Source organism: Pseudomonas baetica (genome assembly GCF_002813455.1).
Lineage (GTDB): Bacteria > Pseudomonadota > Gammaproteobacteria > Pseudomonadales > Pseudomonadaceae > Aquipseudomonas > Aquipseudomonas baetica.
Genome location: NZ_PHHE01000001.1, coordinates 229,059 through 247,759, shown reverse-complemented (window position 1 = coordinate 247,759; position 18,701 = coordinate 229,059). Strand labels below are relative to the sequence as shown.

Sequence of the window (18,701 nt, the reverse complement as noted above, 5' to 3'; positions counted from 1 at the left end):
GGAGAAGATTTTGCACAATGGCGACCTTGCTCTACACAAGGTCGCCATTTTATTGCGCGTCTGAAGGACTCAGAACAGTTTGCGGCCCTTGTTGGCAGCAATGCGCATGCGCAGCGCGTTGAGCTTGATGAAGCCCGCCGCGTCGGCCTGGTTGTAAGCACCGCCGTCTTCTTCGAAGGTCGCGATGTTGGCGTCGAACAGCGAATCGTCGGACTTGCGGCCGGTGACGATGACGTTGCCTTTATACAGTTTCAAGCGAACCACACCGTTCACGTTGACCTGCGAAGCATCGATCATCTGCTGCAGCATCAGACGCTCAGGGCTCCACCAGTAGCCGGTGTAGATCAGGCTGGCGTATTTGGGCATCAACTCGTCTTTGAGGTGAGCGACTTCGCGATCCAGGGTGATCGACTCAATGGCGCGGTGAGCGCGCAGCATGATAGTGCCGCCCGGGGTTTCGTAGCAGCCACGGGACTTCATGCCGACGTAACGGTTTTCAACGATGTCCAGACGACCGATACCGTGTTCGCCACCGATCTTGTTCAGCGTCGCCAGCACGGTGGCCGGAGTCATTTCGACACCGTCCAGCGCAACGATGTCGCCGTTGCGGTAGGTCAGTTCCAGGTATTGCGGTTTGTCAGGCGCGTTCTCCGGGGAGACGGTCCAACGCCACATGTCTTCTTCGTGCTCGGTCCAGGTGTCTTCCAGCACGCCGCCTTCATAGGAGATGTGCAGCAGGTTGGCATCCATCGAGTACGGGGATTTCTTCTTGCCGTGGCGCTCGATCGGAATCGCGTGCTTCTCGGCGTAGTCCATCAGCTTCTCGCGGGACAGCAGGTCCCACTCACGCCATGGAGCAATCACCTTCACGCCTGGCTTGAGCGCGTAGGCACCCAGTTCGAAACGTACCTGGTCATTGCCCTTGCCGGTGGCACCATGGGAAATGGCGTCAGCGCCGGTTTCGTTGGCGATTTCGATCAGACGTTTGGCGATCAGCGGACGCGCGATGGAAGTACCCAGCAGGTACTCGCCTTCGTAAACGGTGTTGGCGCGGAACATCGGGAACACGAAGTCACGCACGAATTCTTCGCGCAGGTCGTCGATGTAGATTTCTTTGACGCCCATGGCCTGCGCCTTGGCGCGAGCCGGCTCGACCTCTTCGCCTTGACCCAGGTCAGCGGTGAACGTCACCACTTCACAGTTATAAGTATCCTGCAGCCACTTGAGGATCACCGAAGTGTCCAGGCCGCCGGAATACGCCAGAACGACCTTGTTTACGTCCGCCATGCCATCACTCCACGGGGTTCTACGGAAAGCCGAGGAGTCTACCGCCCAAACGCGATAATTTACAGAGGCGCGACAGCTTAAGACGACAAAGCGACAGAATCTGTCGAGAGCGCGACGATGACCGGCGGGTCAGGAAGTTGCTGCGGTGCTGGCAGGGGTGCTCGCCTGAGGCGCTGGAGCGGTGGTCGGCGCCACGCGTGCAAGCTTCACCGCAACCCGACGGTTCTTCGCCCGGTTGGCCGCATTGGTGTTCGGAACCAATGGGTATTGTTCACCGTGAAAACGTACTGTGATCTGCGATTCGGCGATGCCATTGGCCTTGAAGAAGTCGACCACCGCCAGTGCCCGGCGGCGCGACAATTCACGGTTGGTCAGGCGATTGCCGCTGTTATCGGAATGGCCGTCGAGTTCGATGTGATTGACCGTCGGATCGGCCTTCATGAATTCGAGCATCACTTGCAGTTTGGCCTTGGCGGCGGAGTCCAGATCAACGCCCTCGCCGGGGAAACCGATCTGCGACTGCTTGATCTGGTCAAAATTCTGCGGCAGCAATTTCGCCACACAGGTCTGATAGTCGTTAAACGCCTTGCTGAACTTGACCGGCAACAAACGCACTTCCGACACGCGTCCATCGCCCGAAGCACGGCGCACCACCGGGCTGCGACCATCCATCAGGCCGCTGATCAGACCTCCGGCCTGGGACTGAGAGCTGTTGAACAACACGTTACCACTGCCCAGTCTGACGGTGCCCAGATTGATGTCACCGCGTCCCGGCTGCCACGGCGCGGCTGCCGCGAGCAACGTCGCCGCCCCACCGCCCAGCATGGCGTTATAGGCGTTCAGACGAAATACCGCCTGCTCGCCTGCCTTGCGCACGAACTCCCCCGAGCCGAAATCAGTGATCGGCTGTGTCAGACGACATTCGAACTTGTCGCCGGCGACCGTCCACTCAATATTCTCCAGGCGGGTCTGGTACGTGAGCGCCATGGCGGGAAAGCTGGCAAACACACTGAGCAAGGCTAAATATCGCTGGCGCACGGGAGGCTCCATTGGCTTCTGAAACACAAAGACCGATTCACACTATGTTTACGGCATACCTACGGGATATCGGAAGGTTCCTGCAAAACTTGATAGCGAGTGCCTGCAAGAGTCTTTTCCGGTAGCATTCGCCTCAGTTTGACCCGCCTGGAATCCCCTCATGTCCGACCGCCTGACCCTGCTGCGTCCCGACGACTGGCACATTCATCTTCGCGATGGTGCCGTGTTGACCAATACCGTTGCCGATGTTGCGCGCACGTTTGGTCGCGCCATCATCATGCCCAACCTGGTACCTCCGGTGCGCAACGCCGCTGAAGCCGACGGCTATCGCCAGCGGATTCTCGCTGCCCGCCCGGCCGGCAGTCGTTTCGAGCCGCTGATGGTGCTGTACCTCACCGACCGCACCCAGCCCGAAGAAATTCGTGAGGCCAAGGCCAGCGGTTTCGTGCACGCCGCCAAGCTGTACCCGGCTGGCGCCACCACCAACTCCGACTCCGGGGTTACCAGCATCGACAAGATTTTCCCGGCGCTGGAAGCCATGGCCGAAGTCGGTATGCCGCTGCTGATCCACGGCGAAGTCACTCGTGGCGACGTCGATGTCTTCGACCGCGAAAAGATTTTCATCGATGAACACATGCGTCGTGTGGTCGAGCGTTTCCCGACCTTGAAAGTCGTGTTCGAACACATCACCACCGGCGATGCCGTGCAGTTCGTCAACGAGGCTTCGGCCAACGTTGGCGCGACCATCACCGCGCATCACCTGCTCTACAACCGCAACCACATGCTGGTTGGCGGGATTCGGCCGCACTTCTATTGCCTGCCGATCCTCAAGCGCAATACGCACCAGGAAGCCCTGCTCGATGCCGCCACCAGCGGCAGCGCGAAGTTCTTCCTCGGTACCGATTCGGCACCGCACGCCCAGCACGCCAAGGAAGCCGCTTGCGGCTGCGCCGGCTGCTACACCGCGTACGCCGCCATCGAACTGTATGCCGAAGCATTCGAACAGCGTAATGCGCTGGACAAGCTCGAAGCCTTCGCCAGCCTCAACGGCCCACGCTTCTATGGCCTGCCGGCGAACACCGATCGCATCACCCTGGTTCGCGAAGAATGGACCGCCCCAACCAGCCTGCCATTTGGCGAGCTGACCGTTATCCCGCTGCGCGCCGGTGAAAAACTGCGCTGGCGCCTGCTGGAGGAACACGCGTGAGTGAAGACCATTTCGACGACGAACTGGAAGGTCAAGGTGGCGGCGGCGGTTCCCGTCATCCGATGGCAGCGCGTTTTCGCGGTTACCTGCCGGTTGTCGTCGACGTAGAAACCGGTGGCTTCAACTCGGCCACCGATGCATTGCTGGAGATTGCCGCGACCACCATCGCCATGGATGAAAAGGGTTTCGTTTACCCGGATCACACCTACTTCTTCCGCGTTGAGCCTTTCGAAGGCGCCAACATCGAAGCGGCGGCGCTGGAGTTCACCGGCATCAAGCTCGATCACCCGCTGCGCATGGCCGTCAGCGAAGAAACGGCGCTGACCGACATCTTCCGTGGCATCCGCAAGGCGCTTAAGGCCAACGGCTGCAAGCGTGCGATTCTGGTCGGCCACAACAGCAGCTTCGACCTCGGCTTCCTCAATGCTGCCGTTGCGCGACTGGACATGAAGCGCAATCCGTTCCACCCGTTCTCCAGTTTCGATACCGCGACCCTGGCCGGTCTGGCTTATGGCCAAACCGTCCTGGCGAAAGCCTGTCAGGCAGCAGACATCGATTTCGACGGCCGTGAGGCGCATTCGGCGCGTTACGACACCGAAAAAACCGCTGAGCTGTTCTGCGGCATCGTCAATCGCTGGAAGCAGATGGGCGGCTGGGAAGATTTCAACGACTGATTGTCGCCGTTTCAACCGCGCATAAAAAAACCGGCCACGTGGGCCGGTTTTTTTGTACCTCGACGTTGCGCCTTACAGGGCTGCAGCGTTCTCGGTCAGGTAGGCCGCAACGCCTTCTGGCGAAGCGTTCATGCCTTTGTCGCCTTTTTTCCAGTTGGCAGGGCAGACTTCGCCGTGCTCTTCGTGGAATTGCAGAGCGTCGACCAGACGGATCAGCTCTTCCATGTTACGGCCCAGTGGCAGGTCGTTGATGATCTGCGAGCGGACAACGCCTTTGTCGTCGATCAGGAACGCGCCACGGAAAGCTACGCCGCCTTCGGACTCAACGTCGTAGGCCTTGGCGATGTCGTGCTTCATGTCGGCAGCCATGGTGTATTTCACCTGACCGATGCCGCCATTGTTCACTGGAGTGTTGCGCCAGGCGTTGTGGGTGAAGTGCGAGTCGATCGACACCGCGATCACTTCAACGTTGCGCGCCTTGAAGTCGGCCATGCGGTTGTCCAGAGCGATCAGCTCGGACGGGCAGACGAAGGTGAAGTCCAGTGGGTAGAAGAACACCAGGCCGTATTTGCCTTTGATGGCCGAGGACAGGGTGAAGCTGTCAACGATCTCGCCATTGCCGAGTACGGCCGGGACGGTGAAGTCAGGGGCTTGTTTGCCTACGAGTACGCTCATTGATATCTCCTGGTGTAAAAACTTGAAGTTCAGGGTCCGGCCAGCCTGCCATCCTCGGACGACAGCCCTGTGACACGACCCCCCTTCGCAAGGGCCGACCATCATACACTGCGTTTTTGGCCTGTCCTTAACGGTTTTTTAAAGTAAGCGGATAGCAGTGCTGCATTTACGGGGCCAGGCAGATGGCCAGTCATTACCGCTCGTCAGTCCCTCACTCATCTCGGCAAAACCTTTCCGAAAGCACTTTGACAATCATTCTCGTTAACATTAAGATCCATCGCAATTGAGTCACAACCAGCGACGGTTCTCACTTATGTATGTTTGTCTCTGCACTGGCGTCACCGACGGACAGATCCGCGAAGCGATCTATGAAGGTTGCTGCAGCTATAAAGAAGTCCGCCAGGCCACCGGCGTCGCCAGCCAGTGCGGCAAATGTGCCTGCCTTGCCAAGGAAGTGGTTCGCGAAACCCTGACCAAGCTGCAAACCGCCCAGGCCGCGATTCCTTATCCGGTAGAATTTACTGCTGCGTAATTACCCCTATTTCAAAGAACCGGACTTATGTCCGGTTTTTTTATGCCTGTAAATCAAGCGCTTAGGCTCCAGACGCGGAACACAAACATTCTTATTCCGATTAATTTTCATATATTATTCAATAACTTAGGTTTGACACTTATAAATACGAAGCTCAAACTCCGCCTTATATACAGCTATTACAGGGCAGGACTCCGATCATGAAAGGCGACATTACAGTCATCCAGCATCTCAACAAGATCCTTGCCAATGAGCTGGTCGCGATCAATCAGTACTTCCTGCATGCGCGCATGTATGAAGATTGGGGCCTGAACAAGCTGGGCAAGCACGAATACAAAGAATCCATCGACGAGATGAAGCACGCGGACAAGCTGATCAAGCGCATCCTGTTCCTTGAAGGCCTGCCGAACGTCCAGGACCTGGGCAAGCTGCACATCGGCGAGCACACCCAGGAAATGCTGGAATGCGATCTGCGCATCGAGAAGACCGGCCACGCCGACCTGAAAGCCGCGATCGCCCACTGCGAAACCGTTGGCGACTTTGGCAGCTGTGAACTGCTCGAAGATATCCTCGAATCCGAAGAAGAACATATCGACTGGCTGGAAACCCAACTGGGCCTGATCGGTAAAGTCGGTCTTGAGAACTACCTGCAGTCGCAGATGGGCGAAGAGTGATTTAACACTCGCCAGATTCAAGACATTAAAAAGCCCCGCCCTCTTTCGAGGTGCGGGGCTTTTTATTGGCTGGAGATCAAAAGATCGCAGCCTCGTTTCACTCGACAGCTCCTACAGGGGAAGCGTTGTCGAATGAACCTGCGAGGAAGCAAAGAAGCTTGCTTCCCTACAAGCCGGTCAGGCTTCGGACTTGTTCGCAGCAGCCGCTTCAACAGCCGCCTTGATGGTGCTTTGCAGCGAACCGTCTGCCGACATCTCAGTCATGATGTCGCTGCCGCCGACCAGCTCACCACCGACCCACAGTTGTGGGAAAGTCGGCCAGTTGGCGTACTTTGGCAGGTTGGCGCGGATTTCCGGGTTCTGCAGGATGTCCACGTACGCAAACTTTTCGCCACACGCCATCACAGCCTGCGCAGCTTTCGCGGAGAAGCCACACTGTGGGGCATTCGGCGAGCCTTTCATGTAAAGCAGAATGGTGTTGTTGGCAATCTGCTCTTTAATCGTTTCGATGATATCCATGGAGCACCTCGGCTGAACTTTCCGACTCATGGGTCGGCACGGTGGCGCATTGTAACGGAATCCCGAGCGCCATGCTCGGTCTCCCCGACAGACATGCTCAAGCCGCCGCTACCTTCACCGGCACGCCATTGAGCGCCGCATTGCCGGACAACTCATCGAGCTGACATTCATCGGTCAAGTCGTTGGCACTCGACCCCGGCTGGCCGCTGGCAATCGTCATCTGCACACCCGGCCGCGCATGGCCCCAACCGTGCGGCAGGCTGACCACGCCCTTCATCATGTCCAGACTGCCGAGCACTTCCACTTCGATCTGTCCGACCCGCGAACTGACGCGCACCAACTGACCGTCATTGAGGCCGCGACTGGCGAGATCATCCGGGTGCATCAGCAATTGATGACGCGGCTTGCCCTTCACCAGTCGATGATAGTTGTGCATCCACGAATTGTTGCTGCGCACATGGCGGCGGCCAATCATCAGCAATTCATCAGCAGCCGGTGCCTGCAAGGCGGCGAAGCGTGCGAGATCAGCAAGGATCTCCGGCGGCGCAGCTTGCACGCGCTGATCAGGTGTTTTCAAACGCTTCGCCAGATTCGGTTTCAACGCGCCCAGATCAACGCCGTGGGGATGATCGAACAGCGTTGCCAGTGACAGTTTTTGCTCGGCGGCGTCACCGTACATGCCCAAGCGCAGGCCCATGTCGATCATCTTCGCTGGCGGCATGGTTGGCTTCAGTTCCTTGCCGGTCTTCTCGGCAAAGGCCTTGGCCAGGCCCACAAAGATCTCCCAGTCATGCAAAGCGCCCTCGGGTTTGGCGAGGATCGCGCGATTGAAGCGAGTGACGTTGCGCACCGCGAACAGGTTGAACGTGGTGTCGTAATGATCGTTCTCCAGCGCCGAGGTCGACGGCAGGATCAGGTCGGCATAACGCGTGGTTTCGTTGATGTACAAGTCAATACTGACCATGAACTCCAGACCGTCCAGCGCCTGTTCCAATTGCCGCCCGTTCGGGGTCGACAACACCGGGTTGCCGGCTACGGTGATCAGCGCGCGGATCTGGCCTTCGCCGCCAGTGAGCATCTCTTCGGCCAGCGCCGCAACTGGCAACTCGCCGCCGTACTCGGGACGCCCGGAAACACGGCTCTGCCACTTATTGAAGTGCCCTCCCGAAGTCGACGCCACCAAATCCACCGCCGGCTCGGTGCACAGTGCCCCCCCACACGGTCGAGGTTGCCGGTAACCAGATTGATCAACTGCACGACCCAATGGCAAAGCGTGCCGAATGCCTGCGTCGACACGCCCATTCGCCCATAACAAACCGCACTCGGCGCCGCGGCAAAGTCGCGGGCCAACTGACGTATCTGTTCAGCGGGAACGGCACATAGCGGACTCATCGCCTCGGCAGTAAACGTCGCCACTGCTGCGCGCACTTCGTCCAGCCCCTCGATCGGCAAGTGACTGTCGCGCGTCAGTCCTTCGCTAAACAGCGTGTTGAGCAGCCCAAACAGTAACGCCGCATCGCCACCGGGGCGCACGAACAGATGCTGATCGGCCATCGCCGCCGTTTCGCTGCGCCGTGGATCGACCACCACGACTTTGCCGCCCCGGGCCTGAATGGCTTTCAGGCGCTTCTCGACGTCAGGCACGGTCATGATGCTGCCGTTGGAGGCCAGAGGATTGCCGCCGAGGATCAGCATGAAATGGGTGTGGTCGATGTCCGGAATCGGCAGCAACAGGCCATGGCCGTACATCAGGTAACTGCTCAAGTGATGCGGCAACTGATCGACCGAGGTCGCCGAAAAGCGATTGCGCGTCTTCAGCAAGCCGAGGAAGTAATTGCTGTGGGTCATCAGCCCGTAGTTATGCACGCTCGGGTTGCCTTGATAGACCGCCACGGCGTTCTGCCCATGACGCTCCTGAATCGCCGCCAGTTTTTCCGCCACCAAGGCAAATGCCTCGTCCCACGCGATCGGCAGCCATTCGCTGCCAACCCGACGCATCGGCTGGCGCAGGCGATCCGGATCATTCTGAATGTCTTGCAAAGCCACAGCCTTGGGACAGATGTGGCCACGGCTGAACGTGTCGAGGGCATCGCCCTTGATCGAAGTGATCGCCACATCGCCATCGGTTTCGGTGGTCTCGATGGTCAGGCCGCAGATGGCTTCGCACAGGTGGCAGGCACGGTGATGGAGAGTCTTGGTCATGGCCAGTCTCTGTCTTGTTCTGGGCAGGCAACGGTAATGCCTGCGGGAACAAAACTATGGCCCGTGTGCCAGTGCAGCGCCAGCGACGTTCGTCTTGTGAATCGACGGCTATCAGGCGTCCCGATAACCCGCCACGATCAGTTGGACGGCAGTTGCGGCGGCGCCTGCAACTGGATTTCCTGAATGGTTTCGATCTGCTCGTGGGCGACGTGCACGCCGGTGAGTTCGCCGATCAGGCGCCAGTGCTCGTCGAGGCCGGCGCTGATGGTCGCCATGCGGTCGATCATCTGGCGGCTGGCGGCCTTGACCACTTCGTCTTCGCTGCGCAGCAGTTCGAACGACATTGAGGTGACCGAGGCGGTGAGATGGGTCAGAGAGCGAGCCGTGTGGCCCAGCAATTCCATTAACAGTTGTTCTTTCGATTCCATGCGGAGGGCTTCCTGCGTCGCTCGAAAGGTAGTTATAACCCAGCACTTTGCTTTAGCAAATGTTTCAGCCCGAGCACCCGACCAAGTGGTCGCATCGCGCTCTGGTCGAAAACCGACCAGCCCGGCGCCATCCCCGCCACGCCGGATTGCCAAGCCCTGCGAGGCCAGTGTACAAAGAGGCTCGCTGCTCTACTGAACCCGGCTTCAAATGCGTAACTGATACGTTCAGTCCGCCCTCAGAATCCCGCAAAAAAAGTAGCCTATTGGAAAAACGCGACATTTAGTGTCAATATCGCGCCTTCCCCTATTTCGTCGCCCCGTGCGGCTTACGCCGCAGGTCTCGCCCGTTGTTCCGATAAACAAGGCTTTGAGCATCTGCGGTTTGTAGCAAAAGGTAGTCAATGATGAGCGCAAGGCACTTTCTCTCCCTGATGGATTGCACGCCCGAAGAGCTGGTCAGCGTGATCCGTCGAGGCGTTGAGCTCAAGGACCTGCGTAACCGCGGCGTACTGTTCGAGCCTCTGAAAAACCGCGTGCTGGGGATGATCTTCGAGAAATCCTCGACCCGCACACGGATCTCCTTCGAAGCCGGCATGATCCAGCTCGGCGGCCAGGCGATCTTCCTTTCGCCGCGCGACACCCAACTGGGCCGTGGCGAGCCGATCGGCGACTGCGCCATCGTCATGTCGAGCATGCTCGACGCGGTGATGATCCGTACCTTTGCCCACAGCACCCTGACTGAATTCGCCGCCAACTCGCGCGTACCGGTGATCAACGGCCTGTCCGATGACCTGCACCCGTGCCAGTTGCTGGCCGACATGCAGACGTTCCTCGAACACCGTGGCTCGATCCAGGGCAAGACCGTGGCCTGGATCGGCGACGGCAACAACATGTGCAACAGCTATATAGAAGCGGCGATCCAGTTCGACTTCCAGTTGCGCATCGCCTGCCCCGAAGGCTACGAGCCGAACCCTGAATTCGTCGCCAAGGCCGGCGATCGCGTGACCATCGTCCGCGATCCGCAGGACGCCGTGCGTGGCGCGCACCTGGTCAGTACCGACGTCTGGACCTCCATGGGCCAGGAAGAGGAAACTGCCAAGCGCCTGAAGTTGTTCGCACCGTTTCAGGTCAACCGCGCCCTGCTCGATCTCGCCGCCGAGGACGTGCTGTTCATGCACTGTCTGCCAGCGCACCGTGGCGAAGAAATCAGCCTCGACCTGCTTGATGACCCGCGCTCCGTCGCCTGGGATCAGGCAGAAAACCGTCTCCACGCACAGAAGGCCCTGCTCGAGTTCCTCGTCGAACCGGCATATCACCACGCATGAGCCATGAATTACTGCTGAACCTGCGCAACCTCGCTTGCGGCTATCAAGACCAACGCGTGGTGCAGAACCTCAATCTGCACCTCAATGCCGGTGACATCGGCTGCCTGCTCGGCTCGTCCGGTTGCGGCAAGACCACCACCCTGCGCGCGATTGCCGGTTTCGAACCGGTGCACGAAGGCGAAATCACCTTGGGTGGCGAGACCATTTCCAGCGCCGGTTTCACCTTGGCGCCGGAGAAACGCCGGATCGGCATGGTGTTCCAGGACTACGCGCTGTTCCCGCACCTGAGCGTCGCGGACAACATCGCCTTCGGCATCCGCAAGCACCCGCAAAAGGATCGCGTGACCGAAGAGCTGCTGGAACTGGTCAACCTGAAGAACCTCGGCAAGCGTTTCCCGCACGAATTGTCCGGCGGCCAGCAACAGCGCGTCGCCCTCGCCCGCGCCTTGGCACCGGAGCCGCAACTGCTGTTGCTCGATGAACCGTTCTCCAACCTCGATGGCGAATTGCGCCGCAAGCTCAGCCACGAAGTGCGTGACATCCTCAAGGCCCGTGGCACCAGTGCGATTCTGGTGACTCACGACCAGGAAGAAGCCTTCGCCGTGAGCGATCACGTGGGCGTCTTCAAGGAAGGTCGACTGGAACAGTGGGACACGCCCTACAACCTCTATCACGAACCGGCGACGCCGTTTGTGGCCAGCTTCATCGGTCAGGGTTATTTCATTCGCGGCCAACTGAACAGTCCGGAATCGGTGCAGACCGAACTGGGTGAACTGCGCGGCAATCGTGCCTACACCTGGCCGATTGGCGGTGCGGTGGATGTGTTGCTGCGTCCGGATGACATCGTTTATGCGCCGGACAGTGCGTTGAAGGCGCGGATTGTGGGCAAGACGTTCCTGGGGGCATCGACACTGTATCGCCTGCAATTGCCGACGGGTGCGCAGCTGGAGTCGATATTCCCGAGTCATGCTGATCATCAGGTTGGCGCAGAGGTGGGGATTCGTGTTGCAGCCGAGCATTTGGTGTTGTTCCAGGCTTCGGGCAGCACTGCGGCGCAGATTCCGGCAGTAGAAAACGGCGTGCGCCGCTACAACACAGTCCTCTGATCGGTCCTGGATCAGTACTGTGGGAGCGGGCTTGCTTGCGAAGGCGTTGTGTCAGTCAACGATAATGGTGACTGATACAACGCCTTCGCGAGCAAGCCCGCTCCCACAGTTGGTTTTGGGTTTATCCCAATAACAGGGTGCCGCTGGCTACCAGCGTTGCATGCCCGCCAATCTTCACCCGCTCGCCCTCCAGCCGACAGAACAACTCCCCGCCCCGCGCCGAACGCTGGCAAGCGGTCAGGCTGGATTTGCCCAGGCGCTTCGACCAATACGGAATCAGGCTGCAATGGGTCGAACCGGTCACCGGATCTTCATTGATGCCGATGGCCGGAGCGAAGTAGCGCGACACGAAATCATGCTGGTTGCCGCGCGCGGTAACGATCGCTCCCAGCCACGGCAGCTTGGCCAGTGCGACCATATCCGGCTTACAGTCGAGCACCGCTTGTTCAGACTCCAGCACCACGAACAGTTCATTTGAACCCAGCACATCCACCGCTTCGACACCCAGCGCACGCTCGACATCCAGGGTCACGCCGATCTCTGATGGCACCATCGACGGGAAGTCCAGCCACAAGCGGCCATCCTCTCGACTGACACTCAGCGGCCCGGACTTGCAGACGAAATCCAGACGTTCAGTGCTTTCCTTGTAAATGTCGAACAACACGTAGGCACTGGCCAGCGTGGCGTGGCCGCACAACGGTACTTCCGTGGTCGGCGTGAACCAGCGGATATGCCAGGCCTGACCTTCACGCACCAGAAATGCGGTTTCCGCCAGATTGTGTTCGGCGGCGATTTTCTGCATCAACTCGTCCGCCAGCCATGCATCGAGCCGATAGACCATCGCGGGATTGCCACTGAACGGTCGATCACTGAATGCGTCGACCTGATAAAACTCGAGCTGCATAACCTTCTCCCTAAGTCCGTCGGCAGAGCATGCAGCGCGGGCCGGATCAGCGCCAGTGACAGAATCGGCCAATTTTCTTCATACAGTGCAGGCTTTTCTTACGCGCGACCGATGTCGGCGAATCTGGCCTGGGTGTGCTCAGCGAGCACCGCCGGCGCCAGCTCGACTTCCAGTCCACGCCGACCGGCACTGACATAAATAGTCGCAAAAGCCTGGGCCGAGTTATCGATGAACGTGCGCAAGCGCTTCTTCTGGCCCAAAGGGCTGATGCCGCCCAACAGATAACCGGTGGAGCGCTGAGCAGCCGCCGGATCAGCCATCTCGACTTTTTTCACGCCAGCCGCATGCGCCAGACCTTTGAGATCGAGACTTCCGACGACCGGCACCACCGCCACCAACAATTCACCCTTTTCACTGGCCGCCAGCAGCGTCTTGAACACCTGAGCCGGCGCAAGTGCCAGTTTTTCTGCAGCCTCCAGCCCATAGGACGCGGCCTTCGGGTCATGTTCGTAACTGTGCACGCGATGTTCGGCACGAACTTTTTTCAACAAGTTCAACGCAGGGGTCATGGCAGCTCCAGGCTCGGCAGTAACAGAAAAATCCTGCGCAGGATTCTAGGCGATCAGATCACAAAAGGCTCTATTCCAACGCCGCGTTTCCCGTGGCTTGCAGACAGGTCGGCGGGACGAAAATCGTCGTTCGCCGAGGATCATTCACCGCGCCAATAGTTTTATTGTGACCGACGGTTCACTTTCGACCTTTGACAGGTTTGTTTCTTGTCTATATTTTTTCGAATCTGAATAATGTAAGAATTGTGGTTATCGCAGCACCCAGCAGTAAACCGGGATCAGGATGGGGATCCTGCCCTGGTGAAAATCGCGCCTTGCCCTGTTGGCAGAGCGCCAGACAACAACAAAAATCGAGGTTTTCAATGACAACTGCTTTACAGCAACCAACGCTCTCGGGCCAATGCATGGCCGAGTTTCTGGGTACTGCACTGCTGATCTTTTTCGGCACCGGCTGCGTCGCCGCGCTCAAGGTCGCCGGCGCCAGCTTCGGTCTGTGGGAAATCAGCATCATCTGGGGCGTCGGCGTCAGCATGGCGATCTACCTCACCGCCGGCGTTTCCGGTGCGCATCTGAACCCTGCCGTGAGCATCGCCCTGACGATCTTCGCCGACTTCGAAAAGCGCAAACTGCCGTTCTATATCCTCGCGCAAATCGCCGGCGCCTTCTGCGGTGCACTGTTGGTTTACACGCTGTACAGCAACCTGTTCTTCGATTTCGAACAAACTCACCAAATGGTTCGTGGTTCGGCAGCCAGCCTTGAACTGGCGTCGGTGTTCTCCACCTTCCCGAACCCGGTGCTGTCCACCGCTCAGGCGTTCCTCGTCGAGATGATCATCACCGCGATCCTGATGGGCGTGATCATGGCCCTGACCGACGACAACAATGGCCTGCCGAAAGGCCCGATGGCGCCGCTGCTGATCGGTTTGCTGATCGCGGTAATCGGCAGCTCGATGGGCCCGCTGACCGGTTTTGCGATGAACCCGGCACGTGACTTCGGTCCAAAGCTAATGACTTTCTTCGCCGGTTGGGGTGAAATTTCCTTCACTGGCGGCCGCGATATTCCGTATTTCCTGATTCCGATTTTTGCACCGATTGTCGGTGCCTGCCTCGGTGCTGCCGGGTATCGCGGGCTCATTGCCCGTCACCTGACCGGCGTCACACCTGCTACAAAGGATGCAGAACCGGCCATTGACGGCAAACCAAGAACTTCTTGAAACAGTCGGCGCAGGTTCCTGCCCGTTAGAACCTGCGCCCCGGCCCACTCACCCTTATTTCGTCCAAGGCAATCGACATGACCGACATTCAGAATAAGAACTACATCATTGCCCTTGATCAGGGTACGACCAGCTCCCGCGCGATCATTTTCGACCGCGACGCGAACGTGGTCTGCACTGCGCAGCGCGAATTCGCTCAGCACTATCCGCAAGCCGGTTGGGTTGAACACGACCCGATGGAAATCTTCGCCACCCAGAGCGCGGTGATGGTTGAAGCGCTGGCCCAGGCCGGCCTGCATCACGATCAGGTGGCCGCCATCGGCATCACCAACCAGCGTGAAACCACCGTGGTCTGGGACAAGACCACCGGCCGCCCTGTGTACAACGCCATCGTCTGGCAGTGCCGCCGCAGCACCGAGATCTGCCAGCAACTCAAGCGTGATGGCCACGAAGAATACATCCGCGACACCACCGGCCTGGTCACCGACCCGTATTTCTCCGGCACCAAATTGAAGTGGATCCTCGACAACGTCGAAGGCAGTCGCGAGCGTGCGCGCAACGGCGAACTGCTGTTCGGCACCGTCGATAGCTGGCTGATCTGGAAATTCACCGGCGGCAAGGTGCACGTCACCGACTACACCAACGCCTCGCGCACCATGCTCTTCAACATCCATTCGCTTGAGTGGGATTCGAAGATGCTCGAGATCCTCGACATCCCGCGCGAAATGCTCCCGCAAGTCAAAGCCTCCTCGGAAATCTACGGTCGCACCAAGAGCGGCATCGCCATCGGCGGTATCGCCGGCGACCAGCAAGCGGCACTGTTCGGTCAGATGTGCGTCGAGCCGGGCCAGGCGAAAAACACCTACGGCACCGGTTGCTTCCTGCTGATGAACACCGGCGACAAAGCGGTGAAATCCAAGCACGGCATGCTCACCACCATCGCTTGCGGCCCGCGCGGCGAAGTCGCTTACGCGCTCGAAGGTGCGGTGTTCAACGGCGGTTCGACCGTGCAGTGGCTGCGTGACGAGCTGAAAATCATCAACGACGCCCACGACACCGAATACTTCGCCAACAAGGTCAAGGACAGCAACGGCGTGTACCTGGTGCCGGCCTTCACAGGTTTAGGCGCTCCGTACTGGGACCCGTATGCCCGTGGCGCGCTGTTCGGCCTGACTCGCGGCGTGCGCGTGGATCACATCATCCGCGCCGCGCTGGAGTCGATCGCCTACCAGACCCGCGACGTGCTCGACGCCATGCAACAGGACTCCGGCGAACGCCTCAAGGCCCTGCGCGTGGACGGCGGCGCAGTGGCGAACAACTTCCTCATGCAGTTCCAGGCCGACATCCTCGGCACTCAGGTCGAGCGCCCGCAAATGCGCGAAACCACGGCACTTGGCGCGGCTTACCTGGCCGGTCTGGCGTGCGGCTTCTGGGGCAGCCTGGAAGAACTGCGCGGTAAAGCGGTGATCGAGCGCGAGTTCGAACCGAGCCTGGACGAAGTCGAGAAAGAGAAGCTGTACAAAGGCTGGAAAAAAGCCGTCAGCCGTACCCGTGACTGGGCGCGTGAAGACGCTGAATAAGCCAACCTTCAGAGACTGAAAGGCAACTAACTGGTCGGGAGCGGATTCCTGCGGCATCATGGGCAAATTTTGCACGGCAGCCCAAAGGAAGCCCCATGAATCTGCCTCCCCGTCAGCAGCAAATCCTCGAGCTGGTCCGCGAACGCGGCTATGTGAGCATCGAGGAAATGGCCACGCTGTTCGTTGTTACCCCGCAAACCATCCGCCGCGACATCAATCAGCTCGCGGAAGCCAATTTGCTCCGCCGTTACCATGGCGGCGCCGCCTATGATTCCAGCGTTGAAAACACCGCCTATGCGATGCGCGCCGATCAGATGCGCGATGAAAAACAACGCATCGGTGAAGCCATCGCCGCCCAGATCCCCGATCACGCCTCGCTGTTCATCAACATCGGTACCACCACCGAATCCATCGCCCGCGCCCTGCTCAATCACAACCACCTGAAGATCATCACCAACAACCTGCACGTAGCGTCGATGCTCAGTGCCAAGGATGATTTCGATGTGCTGCTGACTGGCGGTAACGTGCGCCGTGATGGCGGTGTGGTGGGTCAGGCGAGTGTAGATTTCATCAACCAGTTCAAGGTCGATTTTGCCCTGGTCGGCATCAGTGGTATCGACGAGGACGGCAGCCTGCTCGACTTCGATTATCAGGAAGTGCGCGTTTCCCAGGCGATCATTGCCAATGCGCGGCAGGTGATTCTGGCGGCGGACTCGAGCAAGTTCGGGCGTAACGCGATGATTCGTTTGGGGCCGATCAGCCTGATCGATTGCCTGGTCACCGATCAGCAGCCGGTGCCGGCGCTGGCGCAGTTGTTGAGTCAGCACAAGATTCGTCTGGAAGTCGTTTAACCCTTCATATATTCATTGGCTGCACCGACGCCTTCGTCGGATCGCCGCCCGGAGCCGGCTCGCTCCCACCTTGGAATACGCTTTTAACTGTGGGAGCGAGCCTGCTCGCGAAAGCGATCACTCAAACAGCACACTTCTCGCGTCATTACGCGAATCTCATGTTCGAAAATTTTCCTTTCCTTGTCCTTCGATGAGTTTTTTCAATCGAAGGCGACTGGCTGTGCGCCTGTTTATGGGCTACCATTTTCGCAAATGAACATTTATGTTCAATTTCCAAACAGAAAATCAAAAGAGCCCGAGGCCAGCCGATGTCCACATCTACCTTGCGTACGCCCCCTATCTCCGAGATCTACGACGTTGCCGTCATCGGCGGCGGGATCAATGGGGTGGGGATCGCAGCGGATGCCGCCGGTCGCGGTCTCTCGGTGTTCCTTTGCGAAAAGGATGACCTGGCCAGCCACACCTCGTCAGCCAGCAGCAAGCTGATCCACGGTGGCCTGCGCTACCTCGAACATTACGAATTCCGTCTGGTGCGCGAAGCACTGGCCGAGCGCGAAGTGCTGCTGGCCAAGGCGCCGCACATCGTCAAGCCGATGCGCTTTGTGTTGCCGCACCGTCCGCACCTGCGTCCGGCGTGGATGATCCGTGCCGGTCTGTTCCTGTATGACAACCTCGGCAAGCGCGAAAAACTGCCAGGCTCGAAAAGTTTGAAATTCGGCGCCGACAGCGCGCTGAAAAGCGAAATCACCAAGGGCTTCGAATACTCCGATTGCTGGGTCGATGACGCCCGGCTCGTTGTACTCAACGCCATGGCCGCCCGTGAAAAAGGCGCCCACGTGCACACCCAGACCCGTTGCGTCAGCGCCCGCCGTGCCAAGGGCCTGTGGCATCTGAATCTGGAGCGTGCCGACGGCAGCCTGTTTTCGATCACCGCCAAGGCGCTGGTGAACGCTGCTGGCCCATGGGTCGCCAAGTTCATTCGTGACGACTTGAAGATGGAATCGCCCTACGGCATCCGTCTGATTCAGGGCAGCCACATCATCGTGCCGAAACTGTACGAAGGTGAAAACGCGCACATTCTGCAAAACGAAGATCAGCGCATCGTCTTCACCATTCCGTACCTGAACCACTTCACCCTGATCGGTACCACCGACCGTGAGTACACCGGCGATCCGGCCAAAGTGGCGATCACCGATGGCGAAACCGAATACCTGTTGAAAGTGGTCAACGCCCACTTCAAGAAGCAGATCAGCCGTGACGACATCCAGCACAGCTACTCGGGCGTACGTCCGCTGTGCAACGACGAATCGGACAACCCGTCGGCGGTGACCCGCGATTACACCTTGGCACTGTCGGGTGGCGGTGAAGAAGCACCGCTGCTGTCGGTATTCGGCGGCAAGCTGACCACCTACCGCAAACTCGCCGAGTCGGCGATGGCGCAACTGCTGCCATTCTTCACCCAAATGCGCCGAAGCTGGACGGCCACCGCCACCCTGCCCGGCGGTGAAGACATGACCACCCCACAGGCCTTGAGCGCGCTGATCCGCGACAAGTTCGACTTCGTCCCGACCGAGATCGCCCGCCGCTGGTCGACCACCTACGGCAGCCGCACCTGGCGCATGCTCGAAGGCGTGGAAACCCTCGCCGACATGGGCGAACACCTGGGTGGCGGGCTCTACACCCGTGAAGTCGATTACCTGTGCAGCGAAGAGTGGGCGACCACGGCGCATGACATTCTGTGGCGCCGCAGCAAGCTGGGGTTGTTCACCACCCCGGCTGAGCAGGAGAAACTGGCGGCGTATCTGGGCCAGGTTGAGCAGAACCGCAAGATTGAAGCGGCCTGATCTTCGGATCATCGCTTGAATGAAAAAGCCCCTGAATCGTGAGGTTCAGGGGCTTTTTGTTGCGCCAATGAA

At 59.1% G+C, this 18,701-nt stretch carries 17 protein-coding genes and 1 pseudogene; 10 read left to right on the top strand and 8 right to left on the bottom strand.

All coding sequences use genetic code 11. The annotated features are described in order from the left end of the window. Positions 1–69: 69 nt before the first annotated feature. A complete protein-coding gene (locus tag ATI02_RS01120) occupies positions 70–1,287 on the bottom strand; it encodes an argininosuccinate synthase (protein WP_095190449.1) in 1,218 nt (405 codons plus the stop codon). A 129-nt stretch (positions 1,288–1,416) separates the two neighbouring features. Further along, positions 1,417–2,325 carry a flagellar protein MotY gene (locus ATI02_RS01115; RefSeq protein WP_100845208.1) on the bottom strand — a complete coding sequence of 303 codons (909 nt, stop codon included), beginning with the start codon at positions 2,323–2,325 and terminating at the stop codon, positions 1,417–1,419. Positions 2,326–2,485: 160 nt separating this feature from the next. Between ATI02_RS01115 and pyrC the strand changes: the two genes are divergently transcribed. Then, positions 2,486–3,532: a dihydroorotase gene (pyrC, locus tag ATI02_RS01110; RefSeq protein WP_095190451.1), complete on the top strand. Its 1,047-nt coding sequence runs from the start codon at positions 2,486–2,488 to the stop codon at positions 3,530–3,532. Then, complete coding sequence (rnt, locus tag ATI02_RS01105; protein ID WP_100845207.1) at positions 3,529–4,206, top strand: ribonuclease T; 678 nt, start codon at positions 3,529–3,531, stop codon at positions 4,204–4,206. The genes pyrC and rnt overlap by 4 nt, the downstream gene beginning before the upstream one ends. Before the next feature lie 72 nt (positions 4,207–4,278). Here rnt and ATI02_RS01100 read toward each other — a convergent pair whose 3' ends face one another. Next, complete coding sequence (locus ATI02_RS01100) at positions 4,279–4,881, bottom strand: peroxiredoxin (RefSeq protein ID WP_003227723.1); 603 nt, start codon at positions 4,879–4,881, stop codon at positions 4,279–4,281. A gap of 313 nt (positions 4,882–5,194) precedes the next feature. Here ATI02_RS01100 and ATI02_RS01095 point away from each other — a divergent pair, with 313 nt between their 5' ends. Together ATI02_RS01095 and bfr are read left to right on the top strand one after the other, a co-directional pair. Further along, positions 5,195–5,413 carry a bacterioferritin-associated ferredoxin gene (locus tag ATI02_RS01095; RefSeq protein ID WP_003227725.1) on the top strand — a complete coding sequence of 73 codons (219 nt, stop codon included), beginning with the start codon at positions 5,195–5,197 and terminating at the stop codon, positions 5,411–5,413. A 200-nt stretch (positions 5,414–5,613) separates the two neighbouring features. Continuing rightward, positions 5,614–6,087 carry a bacterioferritin gene (bfr, locus tag ATI02_RS01090; RefSeq protein WP_100845206.1) on the top strand — a complete coding sequence of 158 codons (474 nt, stop codon included), beginning with the start codon at positions 5,614–5,616 and terminating at the stop codon, positions 6,085–6,087. Positions 6,088–6,264: 177 nt separating this feature from the next. Here the strand turns inward: bfr and grxD are convergent, their stop codons facing one another. The 3 genes and pseudogenes from grxD to ATI02_RS01075 form a co-directional block, all read right to left on the bottom strand. Continuing rightward, on the bottom strand, positions 6,265–6,606 hold the full coding sequence (gene grxD, locus ATI02_RS01085; protein ID WP_042560740.1) for a Grx4 family monothiol glutaredoxin: 342 nt from the start codon (positions 6,604–6,606) through the stop codon (positions 6,265–6,267). A gap of 97 nt (positions 6,607–6,703) precedes the next feature. Next, positions 6,704–8,808 (bottom strand): annotated as a pseudogene (locus ATI02_RS33045) (molybdopterin oxidoreductase family protein). A 137-nt stretch (positions 8,809–8,945) separates the two neighbouring features. Continuing rightward, positions 8,946–9,236: a PlzR type 4 pili assembly inhibitor gene (locus tag ATI02_RS01075; RefSeq protein ID WP_095190455.1), complete on the bottom strand. Its 291-nt coding sequence runs from the start codon at positions 9,234–9,236 to the stop codon at positions 8,946–8,948. 404 nt (positions 9,237–9,640) lie between these two features. On the opposite strand from ATI02_RS01075, the gene argF reads away from it, so the two are divergent. Both argF and ATI02_RS01065 read left to right on the top strand, forming a co-directional pair. After that, positions 9,641–10,561: an ornithine carbamoyltransferase gene (argF, locus tag ATI02_RS01070; RefSeq protein WP_100845205.1), complete on the top strand. Its 921-nt coding sequence runs from the start codon at positions 9,641–9,643 to the stop codon at positions 10,559–10,561. Then, the gene (locus ATI02_RS01065) at positions 10,558–11,667 is read left to right on the top strand and encodes an ABC transporter ATP-binding protein (RefSeq protein WP_095190457.1); all 1,110 of its coding nucleotides are present in this window, start codon (positions 10,558–10,560) and stop codon (positions 11,665–11,667) included. Before argF ends, ATI02_RS01065 begins: the two co-directional genes overlap by 4 nt. A 121-nt stretch (positions 11,668–11,788) precedes the next feature. Here the strand turns inward: ATI02_RS01065 and ATI02_RS01055 are convergent, their stop codons facing one another. Together ATI02_RS01055 and ybaK are read right to left on the bottom strand one after the other, a co-directional pair. Further along, entirely contained in the window at positions 11,789–12,571 is a 783-nt protein-coding gene (locus tag ATI02_RS01055) for a PhzF family protein (protein WP_100845204.1), read from the bottom strand. Positions 12,572–12,669: 98 nt separating this feature from the next. Continuing rightward, entirely contained in the window at positions 12,670–13,140 is a 471-nt protein-coding gene (ybaK, locus tag ATI02_RS01050) for a Cys-tRNA(Pro) deacylase (RefSeq protein ID WP_100845203.1), read from the bottom strand. A gap of 362 nt (positions 13,141–13,502) precedes the next feature. On the opposite strand from ybaK, the gene ATI02_RS01045 reads away from it, so the two are divergent. The 4 genes from ATI02_RS01045 to glpD all read left to right on the top strand — a co-directional run bounded on the left by ATI02_RS01045 (position 13,503) and on the right by glpD (position 18,629). Then, a complete protein-coding gene (locus ATI02_RS01045) occupies positions 13,503–14,354 on the top strand; it encodes an MIP/aquaporin family protein (protein WP_095190460.1) in 852 nt (283 codons plus the stop codon). 77 nt (positions 14,355–14,431) lie between these two features. Beyond that, positions 14,432–15,934 carry a glycerol kinase GlpK gene (gene glpK, locus ATI02_RS01040; RefSeq protein WP_095190461.1) on the top strand — a complete coding sequence of 501 codons (1,503 nt, stop codon included), beginning with the start codon at positions 14,432–14,434 and terminating at the stop codon, positions 15,932–15,934. Positions 15,935–16,029: 95 nt separating this feature from the next. Next, a complete protein-coding gene (locus ATI02_RS01035) occupies positions 16,030–16,785 on the top strand; it encodes a DeoR/GlpR family transcriptional regulator (RefSeq protein ID WP_007916700.1) in 756 nt (251 codons plus the stop codon). A gap of 308 nt (positions 16,786–17,093) precedes the next feature. Continuing rightward, positions 17,094–18,629: a glycerol-3-phosphate dehydrogenase gene (gene glpD / locus ATI02_RS01030; RefSeq protein ID WP_100845202.1), complete on the top strand. Its 1,536-nt coding sequence runs from the start codon at positions 17,094–17,096 to the stop codon at positions 18,627–18,629. The last annotated feature ends 72 nt before the right edge of the window (positions 18,630–18,701 follow it).